This window comes from Brevundimonas sp. SL130, assembly GCF_026625805.1.
In the GTDB taxonomy this organism is placed as follows: domain Bacteria; phylum Pseudomonadota; class Alphaproteobacteria; order Caulobacterales; family Caulobacteraceae; genus Brevundimonas.
Genome location: NZ_CP113064.1, coordinates 1,347,363 through 1,361,638, shown reverse-complemented (window position 1 = coordinate 1,361,638; position 14,276 = coordinate 1,347,363). Strand labels below are relative to the sequence as shown.

Annotated in this window: 13 protein-coding genes and 1 pseudogene; 6 read left to right on the top strand and 8 right to left on the bottom strand. The window is 67.0% G+C overall.

The window, feature by feature from the left end:
• Window positions 1-11: 11 nt before the first annotated feature.
• Together OU998_RS06905 and OU998_RS06900 are read left to right on the top strand one after the other, a co-directional pair.
• Complete coding sequence (locus OU998_RS06905; protein ID WP_267516179.1) at window positions 12-833, top strand: YjbE family putative metal transport protein; 822 nt, start codon at window positions 12-14, stop codon at window positions 831-833.
• Complete coding sequence (locus OU998_RS06900; protein WP_267516177.1) at window positions 830-1,162, top strand: rhodanese-like domain-containing protein; 333 nt, start codon at window positions 830-832, stop codon at window positions 1,160-1,162. The genes OU998_RS06905 and OU998_RS06900 overlap by 4 nt, the downstream gene beginning before the upstream one ends.
• Window positions 1,163-1,203: 41 nt before the next feature.
• Here OU998_RS06900 and metG read toward each other — a convergent pair whose 3' ends face one another.
• The 3 genes from metG to OU998_RS06885 form a co-directional block, all read right to left on the bottom strand.
• A complete protein-coding gene (gene metG / locus OU998_RS06895) occupies window positions 1,204-2,904 on the bottom strand; it encodes a methionine--tRNA ligase (RefSeq protein ID WP_267516176.1) in 1,701 nt (566 codons plus the stop codon).
• Window positions 2,905-3,012: 108 nt separating this feature from the next.
• A complete protein-coding gene (locus OU998_RS06890) occupies window positions 3,013-4,377 on the bottom strand; it encodes an MATE family efflux transporter (RefSeq protein WP_267516174.1) in 1,365 nt (454 codons plus the stop codon).
• Between the two features lie 63 nt (window positions 4,378-4,440).
• The gene (locus tag OU998_RS06885) at window positions 4,441-4,839 is read right to left on the bottom strand and encodes a DUF1489 family protein (protein ID WP_267516173.1); all 399 of its coding nucleotides are present in this window, start codon (window positions 4,837-4,839) and stop codon (window positions 4,441-4,443) included.
• A 102-nt stretch (window positions 4,840-4,941) separates the two neighbouring features.
• Between OU998_RS06885 and OU998_RS06880 the strand changes: the two genes are divergently transcribed.
• Window positions 4,942-5,232 (top strand): putative quinol monooxygenase, encoded by a 291-nt coding sequence (locus OU998_RS06880; RefSeq protein ID WP_267516171.1) that lies wholly within the window; start codon window positions 4,942-4,944, stop codon window positions 5,230-5,232.
• Here the strand turns inward: OU998_RS06880 and OU998_RS06875 are convergent.
• A complete protein-coding gene (locus OU998_RS06875; protein WP_267516169.1) occupies window positions 5,229-7,193 on the bottom strand; it encodes an acetyl/propionyl/methylcrotonyl-CoA carboxylase subunit alpha in 1,965 nt (654 codons plus the stop codon). The genes OU998_RS06880 and OU998_RS06875 overlap by 4 nt on opposite strands.
• Before the next feature lie 230 nt (window positions 7,194-7,423).
• On the opposite strand from OU998_RS06875, the gene OU998_RS06870 reads away from it, so the two are divergent.
• The 3 genes and pseudogenes from OU998_RS06870 to OU998_RS06860 all read left to right on the top strand — a co-directional run bounded on the left by OU998_RS06870 (window position 7,424) and on the right by OU998_RS06860 (window position 9,906).
• Complete coding sequence (locus OU998_RS06870) at window positions 7,424-8,035, top strand: TIGR02466 family protein (protein WP_267516167.1); 612 nt, start codon at window positions 7,424-7,426, stop codon at window positions 8,033-8,035.
• Window positions 8,036-8,135: 100 nt separating this feature from the next.
• Window positions 8,136-9,062 (top strand): annotated as a pseudogene (locus OU998_RS06865) (ABC transporter ATP-binding protein).
• Window positions 9,052-9,906, top strand: coding sequence for an ABC transporter permease subunit (locus tag OU998_RS06860; RefSeq protein WP_267516165.1), 855 nt, complete (start codon window positions 9,052-9,054; stop codon window positions 9,904-9,906). The pseudogene OU998_RS06865 and the gene OU998_RS06860 overlap by 11 nt, the downstream one beginning before the upstream one ends.
• Before the next feature lie 24 nt (window positions 9,907-9,930).
• On the opposite strand, the gene OU998_RS06855 is transcribed toward OU998_RS06860, so the two are convergent.
• From OU998_RS06855 to OU998_RS06840, 4 genes are all read right to left on the bottom strand, one after another.
• The gene (locus tag OU998_RS06855) at window positions 9,931-10,614 is read right to left on the bottom strand and encodes an energy transducer TonB (RefSeq protein ID WP_267516163.1); all 684 of its coding nucleotides are present in this window, start codon (window positions 10,612-10,614) and stop codon (window positions 9,931-9,933) included.
• A gap of 95 nt (window positions 10,615-10,709) precedes the next feature.
• Window positions 10,710-12,815, bottom strand: a complete 2,106-nt coding sequence (locus OU998_RS06850) for a TonB-dependent receptor domain-containing protein (RefSeq protein WP_267516161.1) — start codon at window positions 12,813-12,815, stop codon at window positions 10,710-10,712.
• Between the two features lie 98 nt (window positions 12,816-12,913).
• Window positions 12,914-13,444 (bottom strand): DUF2271 domain-containing protein, encoded by a 531-nt coding sequence (locus OU998_RS06845; protein WP_267516159.1) that lies wholly within the window; start codon window positions 13,442-13,444, stop codon window positions 12,914-12,916.
• Window positions 13,441-13,965: an EF-hand domain-containing protein gene (locus tag OU998_RS06840; RefSeq protein ID WP_267516157.1), complete on the bottom strand. Its 525-nt coding sequence runs from the start codon at window positions 13,963-13,965 to the stop codon at window positions 13,441-13,443. Before OU998_RS06840 ends, OU998_RS06845 begins: the two co-directional genes overlap by 4 nt.
• Between the last annotated feature and the right edge of the window lie 311 nt (window positions 13,966-14,276).

Below are 14,276 nucleotides of genomic sequence, written 5' to 3'. Positions count from 1 at the left end.
AAGGAGCGGACATGGAATTCCTCTCTTCTCCCGAACTCGCAGGCCAGGCCACAGCGCTTGGCCAAGTCCTGCTGATGGATCTGGTCCTCGCCGGCGACAACGCCGTCGCCGTGGGCCTGGCCGCCGCCGCCCTGCCCCAGGAACAGCGCAAGAAGGCCATTCTGATCGGCCTAGCCGCCGCCGTCGTCATGCGCATCGGCTTCGCCCTGATCACGGTCCAGCTGCTGGCCCTGGTCGGTCTGCTGCTGGCGGGCGGCCTGCTGCTGCTATGGGTCTGCTGGAAGATGTGGCGCGAACTGCAGGAGCAGCGCACCCACGACCAGGCCGAGGCCGAGAGGGAACTCGAGCTGGCCCTGAGCATCGAACACGGCAAGGGACCGTCGCCCGAGGAACTGGGCCTGAAGCGCAAATCCTTCGGCGCCGCCCTGTTGCAAATCATGATCGCCGACATCACCATGTCGCTGGACAATGTCCTGGCGGTCGCCGGCGCCGCCCACGACCATCCCTGGATCATGGTCTTCGGCCTGATTATGTCGATCGCCCTGATGGGCCTAGCCGCCACCTACATCGCCAAGCTTCTGCACCGTTATCGCTGGATCGGTTACGTCGGTCTGGTCGTGGTCCTGTATGTCGCCATCCACATGATCTGGGACGGCGCCCGTCAGGTGGTGGTCCGCACCGGCCATATGGATGAGTTCAACGCCTCGGCACCGGCCTTCATCGAGATCAGTCCCGAGGAAGCCGCCAAACACCTGGGCCAGAAGGGCGCCGAGACCAGCCCGCCCCCGGTCCCCGCCGAACCGACGGCGCCTGCTCCGGCGCCCGCGACGTGACGGTCGCAACGGTCACGGTCGAGGAGGCCGCCGCCTGGCTGCAATCCGGCGAGGCGATCCTGATCGACGTGCGCGAGCCGGACGAGTTCGCCGCCGCCCGCATCGACGGCGCAATCCTGGCCCCGCTCAGCCAGATGCCCACCGCCTGGGAGGCGCTGGACCTGCCGGCTGATCGGAAGATCATCGTACAGTGCCTGAAAGGCGGCCGCAGCCATCAGGTCTGCGCCTTCGTCGGACCCACCGGCCCTGAAGGCCAGCCCCTGTTCAACCTGGTCGGCGGCATCCAAGCCTGGCATGCGGCAGGCCTGCCGGTGATCGTCGCCGAGTAGTCTTTCCGCTCGTTCCTCACCGGACGGGAAAAGAAGCGCGCTTACTCCGCGCCGCCGAAGCGTTCGGACCATTCGGCCACCTGGGCGTCCTCGATCTTGGCGAACAGTACGCCCTGGGCGGCGACCGGCTGACCGACCGTCAGGACGTTCAGCACATCCTCGTCGGCGCCCGGCCAGGACAGGTCGCTGACGCCGACTGAGGCCGCGATCTTCTCGGCCGAGAACGGCAGGATCGGCGCCGCCAGACGGGCGAACAAGGCCACCAGATTCAGCCCCGTGCGTACGCCGACGGCCGCGCGGTCGCGATCGGTCTTCAGCGCCGTCCAGGGGGCAGCCACCTGTAGATACTCGTTGCCCAACACCCAGACGGCTCGCAGGGCCTGGGCCGCCTTGCGGAACTCCATGGCCTCGAACTGTTCGGTCGCTTCGGCGATCCCGGCCTTGATGTCGGCCTCCAGCTGGATCTCGACCGGCCCGGCCTCGCCGCCTTCCGGCACGACGCCGTCGAACTTCGACTCGGCGAATTTGACGATCCGGTTGACGAAATTGCCCAGCACATCGGCCAGGTCCTTGTTGGTCGAGGCCTGGAAATCTTCCCAGGTAAAGGCCGAATCCGCATGTTCCGGCCCGTAGGCCGTCAGGCGCCAGCGCCAGTAGTCGGCCGGCAGCAGCTCCAGCGCCTGGTCCATGAAGACGCCGCGCTTCTGGCTGGTCGAGAACTTGCCACCGTACCAGTTCAGCCAGTTGAAGGCCTTCAGTTGGTCCACCGTCTTCCACGGCTCGCCCGAGCCGATGATGGTCGCCGGGAAGGACACGGTGTGGAAGGCGACATTGTCCTTGCCCATGAACTGGACATAGCGGACGTCCTCGGCCCCTTCGTCCAGACGCCACCAATCGCGCCAAGACCCACCGGTCGCCTCGGCCCACTCCTCGGTCGAGGCGATATATTCGATGGGGGCGTCGAACCAGACGTAGAAGACCTTGTCCTCCATGCCCGGACGCGGGAAGCCGTCCTTCAGCACCGGCACGCCCCAGGCCAGGTCGCGGGTGATGCCGCGGTCGATCAGCCCTTCGTCCAGATGCTTGTAGGCGATGGACTTGGCCAGAACCTGCCAGCCGGTCTTGCTGTCGACCCAGGCGCGGATCTGCGGCTCGATCTTGGTTTGCAGTAGATAGAGATGGCGGGTGTCGCGGACCTCAAGGTTCTTGGACCCCGACACCGACGAATAGGGATCGATCAGGTCGGTCGGGTCCAGCAGACGCCCGCAGTTGTCGCACTGGTCGCCGCGCGCGCCGACATGGCCGCAGTGCGGGCAGGTGCCCTCGACATAGCGGTCGGGCAGGAAGCGGGCGTCGTCGATCGAATAGATCATCCGATCCACCCGTTCCTCGATCAGGCCGTTCTTCTCCAGGGCCTCGGCGAAATGCTGGGTCAGACGATGGTTCTGCGGGTTGGACGACCGGCCGAACCAGTCGTAGCTCAGGCCGAAGGCCTGACCAGCGGCCTTCTGGATCTCGTGCTGCTCGTCGCAATAGGTGCGCACGTCCTGACCGGCGGCGGCGGCGGCCAGCTCGGCCGGGGTGCCGTGCTCGTCTGTGGCGCAGATGTACAGCACCTCATGGCCCTGGGCCCGCTTGAACCGGGCCCAGACGTCGGCCGGCAACATCGAGCCCGCCAGATTTCCCAGGTGCTTGATGCCGTTGATGTAGGGCAGCGCCGAGGTGATGAGGATGCGGGCCATGGATACCGAGTGACGAGTGACGAGTGACGAGTGACGAGTGGTTAGTGGCGACCGTTCGCGGTCACGGCAAGATGCAAAGTCCTGAAACCGCCAACGAAGACGCCAGTCCTACTCGCCACTCGCCACTCGCCACTCGCCACTTCCTCTCCGCGCCACCCGGACAAACCGCCCGGTCAGCAGGACCGACGAGGCCAGGCTGGCGATCACCACCGCCCAGACCAGGCCATCGACGCCCATCCGATGCGCCAGGATCCAGCCCAGAGGCATCATCACCGCCCCATAGGCCACGAAATGCATGATCGTGGGCCACCAGACGTCGCCCGCCGCCCGGTTCGCCTGAGCCGCCACCACCTGGATTCCGTCCGCCACGAAGAACAGGGTCGCCAGCACCAGGGCCGGAGCGGCGATGGCCAGCAGGACCGGATCGCGATTGTAAGCGCCCACGATCAGATGCGCGCTGGGCCACACCACCAGGGCGACAATGAAGGTCAGCCCCGTGACGACGCCCAGACCGACCAGGCCGGCCCGCAAAACGCCTCGCCCGTCGCCGGCGCCATAGCTGCGCCCCACCAGCACCGCCGTCGCCGACGACAGGCCCATGGGCAGCATGAAGACGATGGCCGAGACGTTCAGCACCACCGCCCAGGCCGCCGTCTCCGCTGCGCCGATCTGGCCGGCGAAGAAGGTGAAACCCGAAAAGGCCCCGACCTCGATGAAATAGGATGCGCCTGCGCCCAGGCCGACCTTGACCTGTTCACGCGCCGCCTTGGGGTCGGGCTCGGGCTTGTCGAATATGCCCAGCGACCGCGCCTCGGGCAGGCGTAGAATATAGACCACCAGGAAGATCGCCAGCGCCGCCCGGGCCCCGAACGTCGCCCAGGCCGAGGCGAAGGCGCCGTCGAAACCGATGCCCAGCAGGTCCGGCACCAGCAGCAGATTCAGCGCCAGATTGACCCCGTTCGCCACCCACATGGCGACCATGCCGGGCTTGGGCCGTCCCAGGGCCTCCAGGAAGAACTGCCCCGTCACCGAGATCAGATAGAAGGGCATGGACAGGGCGAAGACCACCAGTGCCGGGCCCGCGCCTTCGGCCAGTCCGTCCTCCAGCCCCAACTTGCTCAGCCCCCAAGGACCAAGCGCGATCAGGGCGATCATCGAGACCACGCCGATCTGTAACGAATAGGTCAGGCCCCGGCGCAGCACCGCGCCGACGGCGTGCCGACGGCCCTCGCCCAGCATTCGCGCCGTCATCACCTGCACGCCCAGCATCAACCCGACCGCCGTTGTCACCACGATGGACGTCGGCGCCCAGGCCAGAGAGTGGAAGGCCAGTTCCTTGCTGGAGAAGTTCCCCACCACGATGGCGTCGGTCAGCCCCATGGTCATGATGCCGATCCGCGCCAGGATCACCGGCCATGCCAGGTTGAGCAGGTCGCGAAAGGCGGAACGGGTCTGGGGGCTGAGCGCGATCATCGGAGGCGGCACAGGCCACGCGCATCAGCCGGGGTCAACTCCCAAAAGCCTTGCGGGCCTGGTCTACCAGGCGCCCAGTTCGCGAAGTTGCCGCACCAGTTCCTCCGGCGCCTCGCCCGCGTCCAGTTCGGTCAGATCCACCGGCGCATCCTTGGGCTCGAAATAGCGCCACCCCTGGAAGGGCCGCCGCGCCATGGGGGCGGTGCGGATAACCTGGGGGGACAGGGTGATTTCACACCGGCTCTCCTTGCCCTCGCCCAGGGTGGCGATGTCCAGCACGGGCTGGCGGCAGACGATCGTCCCCTTCACCACCCAGTACAGCGAACCGCCGTCCTCGATCTCCGAGGCGCGCTTCGGCGTCATCCGGGTGTGGACCACCAGAGGGCCGCCCTTGGCCGCGCGGGCCTCCAGCCATTCGACGTCGGGTACGCCGACGCCCAGTTTGATCATGTGAAGCGGCATGGCGCCCACGTAGTCGCCCTTAGGCGCCTTGGCCAGATTGTTTAATCTGTGAACGCTATCAATGATCGCGCGCGTCGCTCCATCGCACGCCACGGGGCCAGTATGTACGGATTGATCACGCGCCTGACGGCCTACCCTGGCCGCCGCGACGAACTTGCGCTTCTGCTGATGGACCCCGCCGTCAGAAAACACGGCTGTCATTCCTATATCGTCGCGCACGATCTGGCCGAAGCTGACATCCTCTGGGTCACGGAGGTCTGGGTCGATCAACCGACCCATCAGTCCTGGAGCGAAAACCTGCGTCAAAGCGGCGACTGGCGTCCGATCTACGGCTTGATGGCCAAGATGGACGACTCGATCCAGACGCGGCCGCTGGGCGGCCTCGGGCTTTAGTCCGCTGCCTTCACCACCGCCAGAACGGCCGCCTCCACCACCTGATCTCCGACGCTTGCGACGCTTTCAACCACCCCGTCGAAGGGCGCAGTGAGGGCGTGCTCCATCTTCATCGCCTCCAGCACCACGACCGGCTGGCCCTTGGTCACCGCGTCGCCGACCTTGACCGGGGCGGCGACGACCTTGCCCGGCATGGGCGCGCGGAGGGAGCCGTCGGAAAGAGCGCCGGCGCCGGCGCCAATGGCGGCGCGATACGGCGTCACCCGACGCGCCTCGCCGTCCACGAACAGAACGAAACCGTCATCGACGACCTGATAGCCGAACAGGCGTTCCCCGGCCTGCACCTGATCGAACCCGACCTGGGCCATCAGTCCCTCAACGCCGCGCCATCCCGTCTCGACCGGCGTCACACCCCCCGACACGCCCCGGCCGTCCACATGCGCCCACACCGTCGTCTGAGCCGGTGCGTTCAATCGAACCCCATACGACAAGCCAGGCTGACCGCCCCAAGGGCTGAACCGGTCGGCCCCAGCCGCCTCGGCATCCGCTGCCGCTTCGGCGATCAGGGTCAGAGCCGCCAGCGTCGCTTCGGCGGTTTCAACGGACTGCAACGCCCCCTCCTCCGCCGCGATAAAGCCGGTGTCCACATCCCCCGCCACGAAGCGCGGATGGTCCAGGCAGAGTTTCAGGAAGCCCGCATTGGTCTTGACCGGCCAGACCTCGACCTCGCCCGCCGCCTCGGCCAGTCGCGCGGCCGCCGCCTCGCGGGTGTCCTCGTGTACGATCAGTTTGGCGATCATCGGGTCGTAGAACTGGCTGACCTCGCCGCCCTGCTCCACGCCCGTATCGACCCGAATTCCGTCCGGCATGACGAAATGCTCCAGCCGCCCGATCGACGGCAAAAACCCGTTGGCCGGATCCTCAGCATAGAGGCGCGCCTCCATGGCCCAGCCGGTCAGCTTGATCTCGTCCTGCTTCAGCGGCAGGGGTTCGCCCGCCGCGACGCGGAACTGCCATTCGACCAGATCGACGCCGGTCACGCTCTCGGTCACTGGGTGTTCGACCTGAAGCCGGGTGTTCATCTCCATGAACCAGATCCCATCCGCCTTCAGCCCGTCCGAGGCGTCGGCGATAAACTCGATGGTCCCGGCCCCGACATAGTTGACCGCCTTGGCCGCCTTGATCGCCGCGCCCGTCACGGCGGCCCGCACGGCCTCGCTCATGCCCGGCGCCGGCGCTTCTTCGATCACCTTCTGGTGGCGGCGTTGCAGGGAGCAGTCCCGCTCGAACAGGTGCACGACATCCCCGTGCCGGTCCCCGAACACCTGCACCTCGATATGGCGCGGCCGGGTGATGTAGCGTTCGATCAGCACGCGGTCGTCGCCGAAGGCCGCCGCCCCTTCCCGCTTGGCGCTGGCCAGTCCTGCGGCGAAATCGGCCGGATCATCGACCCGTTTCATCCCCTTGCCGCCGCCGCCCGCGACGGCCTTGATCAGCACCGGATATCCGATCCGCGCCGCCTCGGCCGTCAGGGTCGCCTCCGACTGGTCCGCGCCCAGATAGCCCGGCGTCACCGGCACCCCGGCCTGGATCATCAATTCCTTGGCCGCGTCCTTCAGCCCCATGGCCCGGATCGACGCGGGGTCCGGTCCGATCCAGATCAGACCCGCCGCCGCCACCGCCTCGGCGAACTCGGCGTTCTCGCTCAGGAAGCCATAGCCGGGGTGGATCGCTTCCGCCCCCGTCGCCTTCGCCGCCGCCAGCACCTTGGCCCCGTCCAGATAGGATTCGCGCGCCGCCGCCGGGCCGATCAGCACCGCCTCGTCCGCCTCGCGCACGTGCAGGGCCTGGGCGTCGGCCTCGGAATAGACGGCGATAGTGCGTATTCCCATCCGCTTGGCGGTACGGAAGACACGACAGGCGATTTCGCCACGATTGGCGACAAGGACGGACTTGAACATGCCGAAGTCTTAGCGAGACGTGGCGGCTGTGTCTTCACCTCCCCGTCGGCGAAGGCCGACGGGGAGGACAGATCGCGCAGCGATCAGGAGGGGGCGACTCGGTCTCCGACGGACCTGCGCCTTCACCACCCCTTCGCCCCCTCCTGGCGACCTACGGCCGCCGGTCCTCCCCGTCCGCCTTCGCGAACAGGGAGGTGAAGTTTCCCCCGCCTTCCGCTATCCCCCTCCCCATGTCCCTACGCCCGCTCTTCGTCACCCAGGTCTATGAGGCCTCCCTCGCCGACAGCCGAGGCTGGACCGACCTAAATCAACAGTTGATCAACGTCGTCCGCATGATGGCGGAGGAAGACGCGGGTGGCCGCCGCTGGTGCCGCGACAACGCCTATCGCGGCTACACCTCCTACGCCTCGCTGAACGACCTGCCCCAGCGCTTCCCCGAGTTCGCCGATCTGAAGCGCCACCTCGACCGCCATGCCCTCGCCTATGCCCAGGCCCTGAACTTCGACCTGGCGCGCAAGCCGCGTCTCGACAATCTCTGGGTCAATATCCTCAAGCCGGGCGGCGGCCACACCGGCCATATTCACCCCCACGCCTATCTGTCCGGCACCGTCTATATCGACATCCCCGACGGCGCCTCGTCGCTGAAGCTGGAAGACCCCCGCCTGCCCTTCATGATGGCCCGTCCCGGCGTGACCGACGACGCCACCGAGGCCGAACGCCCCTTCGTCTATCTGAAGCCCCAGGCCGGCACGATTCTGATGTGGGAAAGCTGGCTGCGGCACGAGGTGCCGACCAACCAGGCCAAGTCGGACCGCATCTCGATCAGCTTCAACTACGCCTGACGACGCCGTCCAAAACGACACGGAACCATTGCGGAAACTTAATCCGCATCAAGTCCATGACGCCTTGTGGGAACGCCGTTCTCACGCCAAGCTTGCGCTCATGGAAACCGTCATCGAAATTCGCGGCCTGACCAAGACCTATGGGACGGTAAAGGCCTTGGACGGCCTGACCCTGTCTATCCCGCGCGGCGGGGTCTATGGCATCCTCGGCCCCAACGGCGCGGGCAAGTCGACCCTGTTCCGCACCCTGCTGGGCCTGATCCGCCCGACCGAAGGCGAGGCCACGGTCATGGGCGGCCGGATCGGCGATCCGGCGGCGACGTGACGGATGGGCTCGATGATCGAGACGCCCCGCTTCCCGCCCTTCATGACCGCGCGCCAGGTCCTGGTCTGGCTGGGCCACGCCCACGGCGGGGTGGCGACCGCAGATATCGAGGCCTGGCTGAAGCGGGTCGGCCTGACCGAGGCGGCGGACCGTCGGGTTCGCGGCTTCTCGGTCGGCATGCTGCAACGCCTGGGCGTCGCCGCCGCCCTGATGACCAAGCCCGACCTGGTCATTCTCGATGAACCGACCAGCGGCATGGATCCGCCCGGCATCCAGGAGATGCGGGCCCTGATCCGCAGCCTGGCCGACGACGACGGCGTCACCGTCATCCTGGCCAGCCACCAACTGCAAGAGGTCGAGCGCGTCTGCGACCGCGTCGCCATTTTCAACAAGGGCAAGGTGATCACCGAAGGCCGGGTCTCCGACCTGACGGCCTCGGGCGAGCGCCTGCGTCTGTCGGTCACCCCCCTGGCCAAGGCCATGAGCGTGCTGGGCGAACGGGCCACGCTGGACGGCGACGCCCTGGTGGCCGCCGTGCCGCGCGCAGAGGCGGCGGCGACGATCCGCGCCCTGGTCGAGGCCGGGGTCGATATCGAAGAAGCCCGCTGGATCGGCGCCGATCTGGAAGACGTCTTCATGAGCGAGACCGGCTGGACCGGCGTGCAGGGCACGCCTGCGAAGGGGACCGACCATGCTGGTTGATGCACTGAAATCCGAAGCCTATCGCATCTCGCGGAACCGGACCGCGATCTTCTGCAGCGTCCTGCTGACGCCTCTTCTCATTATCGTCGGCGGCTTGATCTATCAGATCTTGACCAAGGCCAAGGGCGACGCCCTGGCGGCCAAGGCCAATCTGCCGCCCGAGCTGGGGAATCAGCCGGTCAATCTGGCCGAGGCCTTCGGCTTTGCGGCCGGCAACGGCGCCAACGGCGTGCTGCTGGTCTTCATGTTGCTGGCTGCGGCGGCGGTCTATGCGGGCGACTATCGCTGGGAGACCTGGCGTCTGATCAGCGCCCGAAACGCGCGTCCCTGGCTGCTCCTGGGCAAGATCGGGGTGATGAAGGCCCTGGCCATGATCGCCATGCTGACGACCCTGGTCGCCGCCTTCATCTACTTCATCTCCGAGGCCCTGGTGACCGGCCGGCCGATGAGTTTCGACCTGACCGACTTCAAACTGGTCGAGTTCCTGCTGACCTGGCTGCTGTCCTACATCCGCATCGTCCAGTACGGCCTCATCGCCCTGCTGGCGGCGGTGATCAGCCGATCCCTGCTGGCGGCCCTGTTCGTGCCTTGGGCCCTGGGTTTCGTCCAGACGATCCTCGGCGGACCGTTGCTGCCGATCATCGGTTGGGCGCCGACCGACTGGGTCTCCCAGCTGCTGCTGCCCGGCCTGGCCTATGACACGCTCAAGGCTGCGGTGGCCGGCGACACGCCGGCGCCGGACGGCTTGGTCATCAAGGCCATCACCAGCCTGGTCCTGTGGTGCGTCGTGCCGGTCGCGGCTTCGATCGCCTGGTTCCAGCGCCAGGACCTGTCCAAGGAATAGCGCCTGCCCAGGTTCGGACGTCGGTCAGTTCTCCAGCGAGAACTCGACCGGCGTCCGCATCTCGATCCGCGCGCCGGGCACGCCCGGCGGCGGGCGCGGCACGGGGCTGGCCCGCGCCAGCATGGCCATCGCCTCCTCGTCCAGCGCCGAAACCCCCGAGGCCGCGACGATGCGGGACGCGATCACCCGCCCCTCCCGATCAATGACGAACCGGACTGTGACCACGCCGGTCTGGCGCAGTCGCTTCGCGCCGCGCGGATAGATCTTGTACGCCTCCAGATGGGCGCGCACGCGGGCGCCATAGGCGTCGCCCTGGGCCCCGGACAAGGATACAGGCGAGTTAACGACGCCGCCCGCCGGGGGCGCCGGCCTGGACGGCGGCGCTGCGGCCGCACTGGGCGGAGCATCGGTCGAACGCCCTGCCGAAGGCGGCGGAGGGGCGCTTTCGGCGGCGACCGGACGGACCGGCGTGGGCGCTGCCGCCGCCTTGGTCTCCTGCGGTCTCCAAACGATGGGGTCGGCCGCTGGAACGGGGCTAAGCCTTGTCGGCACAGGCGTCGGCGGCGTCGGGGGAGCCGACGCCGCCGTCTTGGTCGGTTGGTCCTTGGGCGTATCGGACTTCAGGCTGTCCGGCACGGCGATCCCGTGATCCGGCCCGATCAGCTCGACCACCATGGCCTGGGGCTCGATGAACAAGGTCCGTTCCATCGGCTGGCTCACAGCGGCCAGCAGCAGGCCTCCGTTCAAAAGAACGGAGGCCGTAAGGGCGCACAAGCGCCCTTTGCGCGACAGAACCACTGGCGTCAGAAGGTCTTGCCGAGGCTCAGCTTGAAGCTGCGCCCCTGACCAGCGAACGAGGCGAGGTTGTTCTTCACATAGTCGTCCAGGACGTTGTCGACCGAAACCCGGACGTCCATGCCCGCCAGGCTGCCGGTGCGGGGCCGCCAGGTCGCATAGAGGTCGTGGACATTGTAGCTGTCCACGGTCGAGGACACAGCGCCTGTCGTTGCGTTGTAGTTGGTGATGCCGCTGACGAACTCGCCGCGCCAGCCGACCGTCAGATCCAGATCGCTCAGAACATAACCCAGGTTCAGGTTCAGCTCGTCGGCCGGACGGGTGTTCAGCAGGACGCCGGTCGTCTCGTTGGTGGCGTCCACCGTAGCGTAGGAGGCCCGAGCGATCAGGGCGCGGGTCGCATATTCGGCCTCGACCTCGAAGCCCTCGTACTTGGCCTCGCCCACGTTGATGAAATAGCCCGAGGTGGCGGACGCCGAGGTGATCAGGTTCTCCACCTTGTTGTTGAAGGCGGTCAGCTTGGCGTTCATGCGATCGGACGGGGTGACCAGACCGCGCAGGGTCAGCGACGCCCCCAGCTCGTAGTTGTTGGACTTCTCGGGGTCGAGGTTCAGGTTGACCGGGGCGGTTCCCGAGCGGCTGTAGACTTCGTCCAGGATCGGCATCCGTTCGGTGTGGGCCACCGAACCGAAGACGTTCAGATAGTCGGTCAGATTGTAGAGCACGGCCAGCTTCGGCGAATAGCCGGTGTCGCTCGCATCCTCCGGCACGGCGGTGGAGCCGCCACCGGTCACGACGCCGGCGCCGGGGCTCAGTTCGGTATGGTCGATCCGCAGGCCGGGCGTGATCACCAGCTTGTCACGCCACAGGATCTCGGCCTGGATGAAGCCGCCGTACCGGGTCGTGTCGCCTTCCGGATGGGTGGTCGCCCCATTGGCCTGGAGGCTGCCGTCCGCCTTGTAACGGGGATTGCGACGTTCCTGGCTGTAGTACTGGAGGCCCGCAGTGACGAAGGCGGTCCAATCGGGCGACAGGGTGAACTTGGAGGTGTTCTCCAGACGGGCCTGAACGGTCGAATAGCTGTACTCTGACGCATAGCCGAGGCTGCTGGACAGGGCGATGCCGTCCTGATCGGTCAGGGTTTCCGAGAAGGAGACCTGGGCCTTGAGATCCAGCAGATCATTGCCCTCGAACCCGTTGTCATAACCCAGCACAAAGGCCTCGTCGCGGGTGCGGCGGCGCACCGTGCCGAAGGCCGTCAGGCCCGTGATCTGGTCATAGAGCTGATAGCTGTCGGTCTCCCACACCTGGGCCGAGGCCCAGACGCTGTGCTTGCGATCGCCGCCGATATAGTAGCGGGCCTTGGCCAGGACGGAGTTGGCGCTGGCGTCCGAGGGGGTCACGACGTCGCCGTTCCCGTCCTTGTAGTCGTCGCTGCTGCGGCCGTTCAGGGCGATCAGCAGGTCCAGGTTTTCCGTCGGCCGGGTCGCCATGATGATGGAGCCCAGCTTTCCATCGCCGTTCGATTCATAGCCGAACCGCGTCCGAAGCGCGAAAGTGTCGTCGCCCGTCAAGAAGTCCGACGCGTCCTTGGTGGTGAAGTTGATCACCCCGGCCAGGGCGCCCGAGCCGTAAAGCGTTGAGGAGCTGGGGCCGCGCAGGACCTCGACCCGCTTGTAGAGTTCGGGCTCCGAGAAGAAGGCGCCCATCCGGTAGCCCTCGAAATAGTTCTCGACCCCGTCAACCAGCATCAGAACCTCGCCCCGGTTGCTGGTCATGCCGCGAATGTTGAAGGTCTGGCCCAGGTTGCTGGCGCCGCCGGCGGTGTAGACGCCGGGAACATCGTCCAGCAGGTCGCCGATGGTCGAGGCCTGGGTGTCGTCGATGTCGTCCTGGTTCAGCACGGTGACCGCCTGGGGCGTGTCGGTGGCGATCTTTTCGACGCCGGCGGAAACAACGATCTTGCCCAGCGACAGCTGGGTGGTGGCGTCGTCGGCGTCATCCGTCTGCGGCGTCGTCTGGGCGAAAGCCTGGCCGGAGACGGACAGAACCAGGGCCAGGGCGGAGGCGCCCAGCAGCCGGCGGTTCAGGGGATTGGCGAGAGGAGAAGTCATCAGAAGTTAGTCCTTCAGTTATCGGCTTTACCGACTAGCTTTGCGTCGCATTTGCAGTTGTTGAGTGGAATGGGGCCTTGAACGGCGGCCAGCTCAGGTCATCGCAGGACGGCGACCGTCAGGGCGCCGAGTTCGCTCGAGCCGGCGGCTCGCGTTTCGGTGCGTGCGGCGCGCGCTCTGCTCCGCCATTTGAACGGCGTCCGCACCACTTCGCGGCCGCCCTGCTCCCGCGCGGCTTCGACCACCAGATTGTAGTCGCCGTCAGGCAGGCCTGCGAGAACGCCCTGGTCGCCCTTGAAGCGCAGGCTCTGACGGCCCGGCGACCGGGTCGCGCCGCTGACGCCGTCGGCCGGCAGGGTCAGGGCCTGGCCGCCGCTACGCCACCAGCTGCGCAGATTGCGCAGCCAGACGGTTCCGTTGCCATGCCGGACGCGGACATCGTACCAAACCGACAAGGTCCCCACCGGGGCGCCGTCGGCGCGCTCGATCCACATCGCCACATAGGGCTTGTGATAGGCGGCCGAGGCCTGGGTCGGCACCTCCAGTTCGACGCTGAGGTCCGCCGCAGACGCGCCGGTCGCGGCGAGGACGGCGACCGCCGCCCCGACGCCGAGCGAAACCCTGGTCATGACCGGGGCGCGGCGGGTGCGGCGTCCCCATCGGTTTCGGGCTTGGGCTCGGGATCCTCAGGCGACACCACGCCGTCATGGTCGGTGTCATGCTCCTCGAAGGTGCGCAGGGCCACGGCCTGGTTCTCTTCGGGGGTCAGTTGGCCGTCGCGGTCCCGATCGATCACCGAGAACCGAACCACGGCCTGTTTGAGCTGACGCTCGAACATCTCGTCCGAGGGGCGCGAGGCGTTGGCGTATTGCGAACGCAGGCGCCCGGCGTATTCCGCCACATACTCCTCCTCCGTCAGGACGCCGTTCCCATCGGCGTCGGCGGCCTTGAAGCGGGCGTCGCGTATCGCGTCGTACTCGGCGCGGTGCACGCGGCCGTCGCGATTGGCGTCATAGCCTTCGATGAAGGCCGTGCGGCTGTGGCCGCCGGCGGGGCGGACCGGGCCACTCGCAGTCTGAGCCAGGGCGGCGGAAGCCGGCAGGGCCAGGCTGATCAGGAAGGCGGCGGCGAGAGGTTGGCGACTGCGCACAGGATGAACTCCAGATCGGGAAACGGCCGCGCGGGGAGTGCTGCGGCCCGGACAGTGCGTCGGGACATCCGCGACACCTTGACCGTGGGCGCCCAATTGCCGCGAACGACTCGCAATTGCAACCCATTTCAGCCGTGATACGGAGCGTCAGAGCCTCGGTCGAAATAGACTCAATCCACTCCAATTTTTTGGAGTCTATTTTCGTACATTTTCCTCCGCACGCAGACGGGCGCATTCATCACACGCCCAGTATGCGCCCGGTCGCGAGCGTGCTGAGAAGAGGACTTGCCATCGCCGCCAAGACCCTGAAT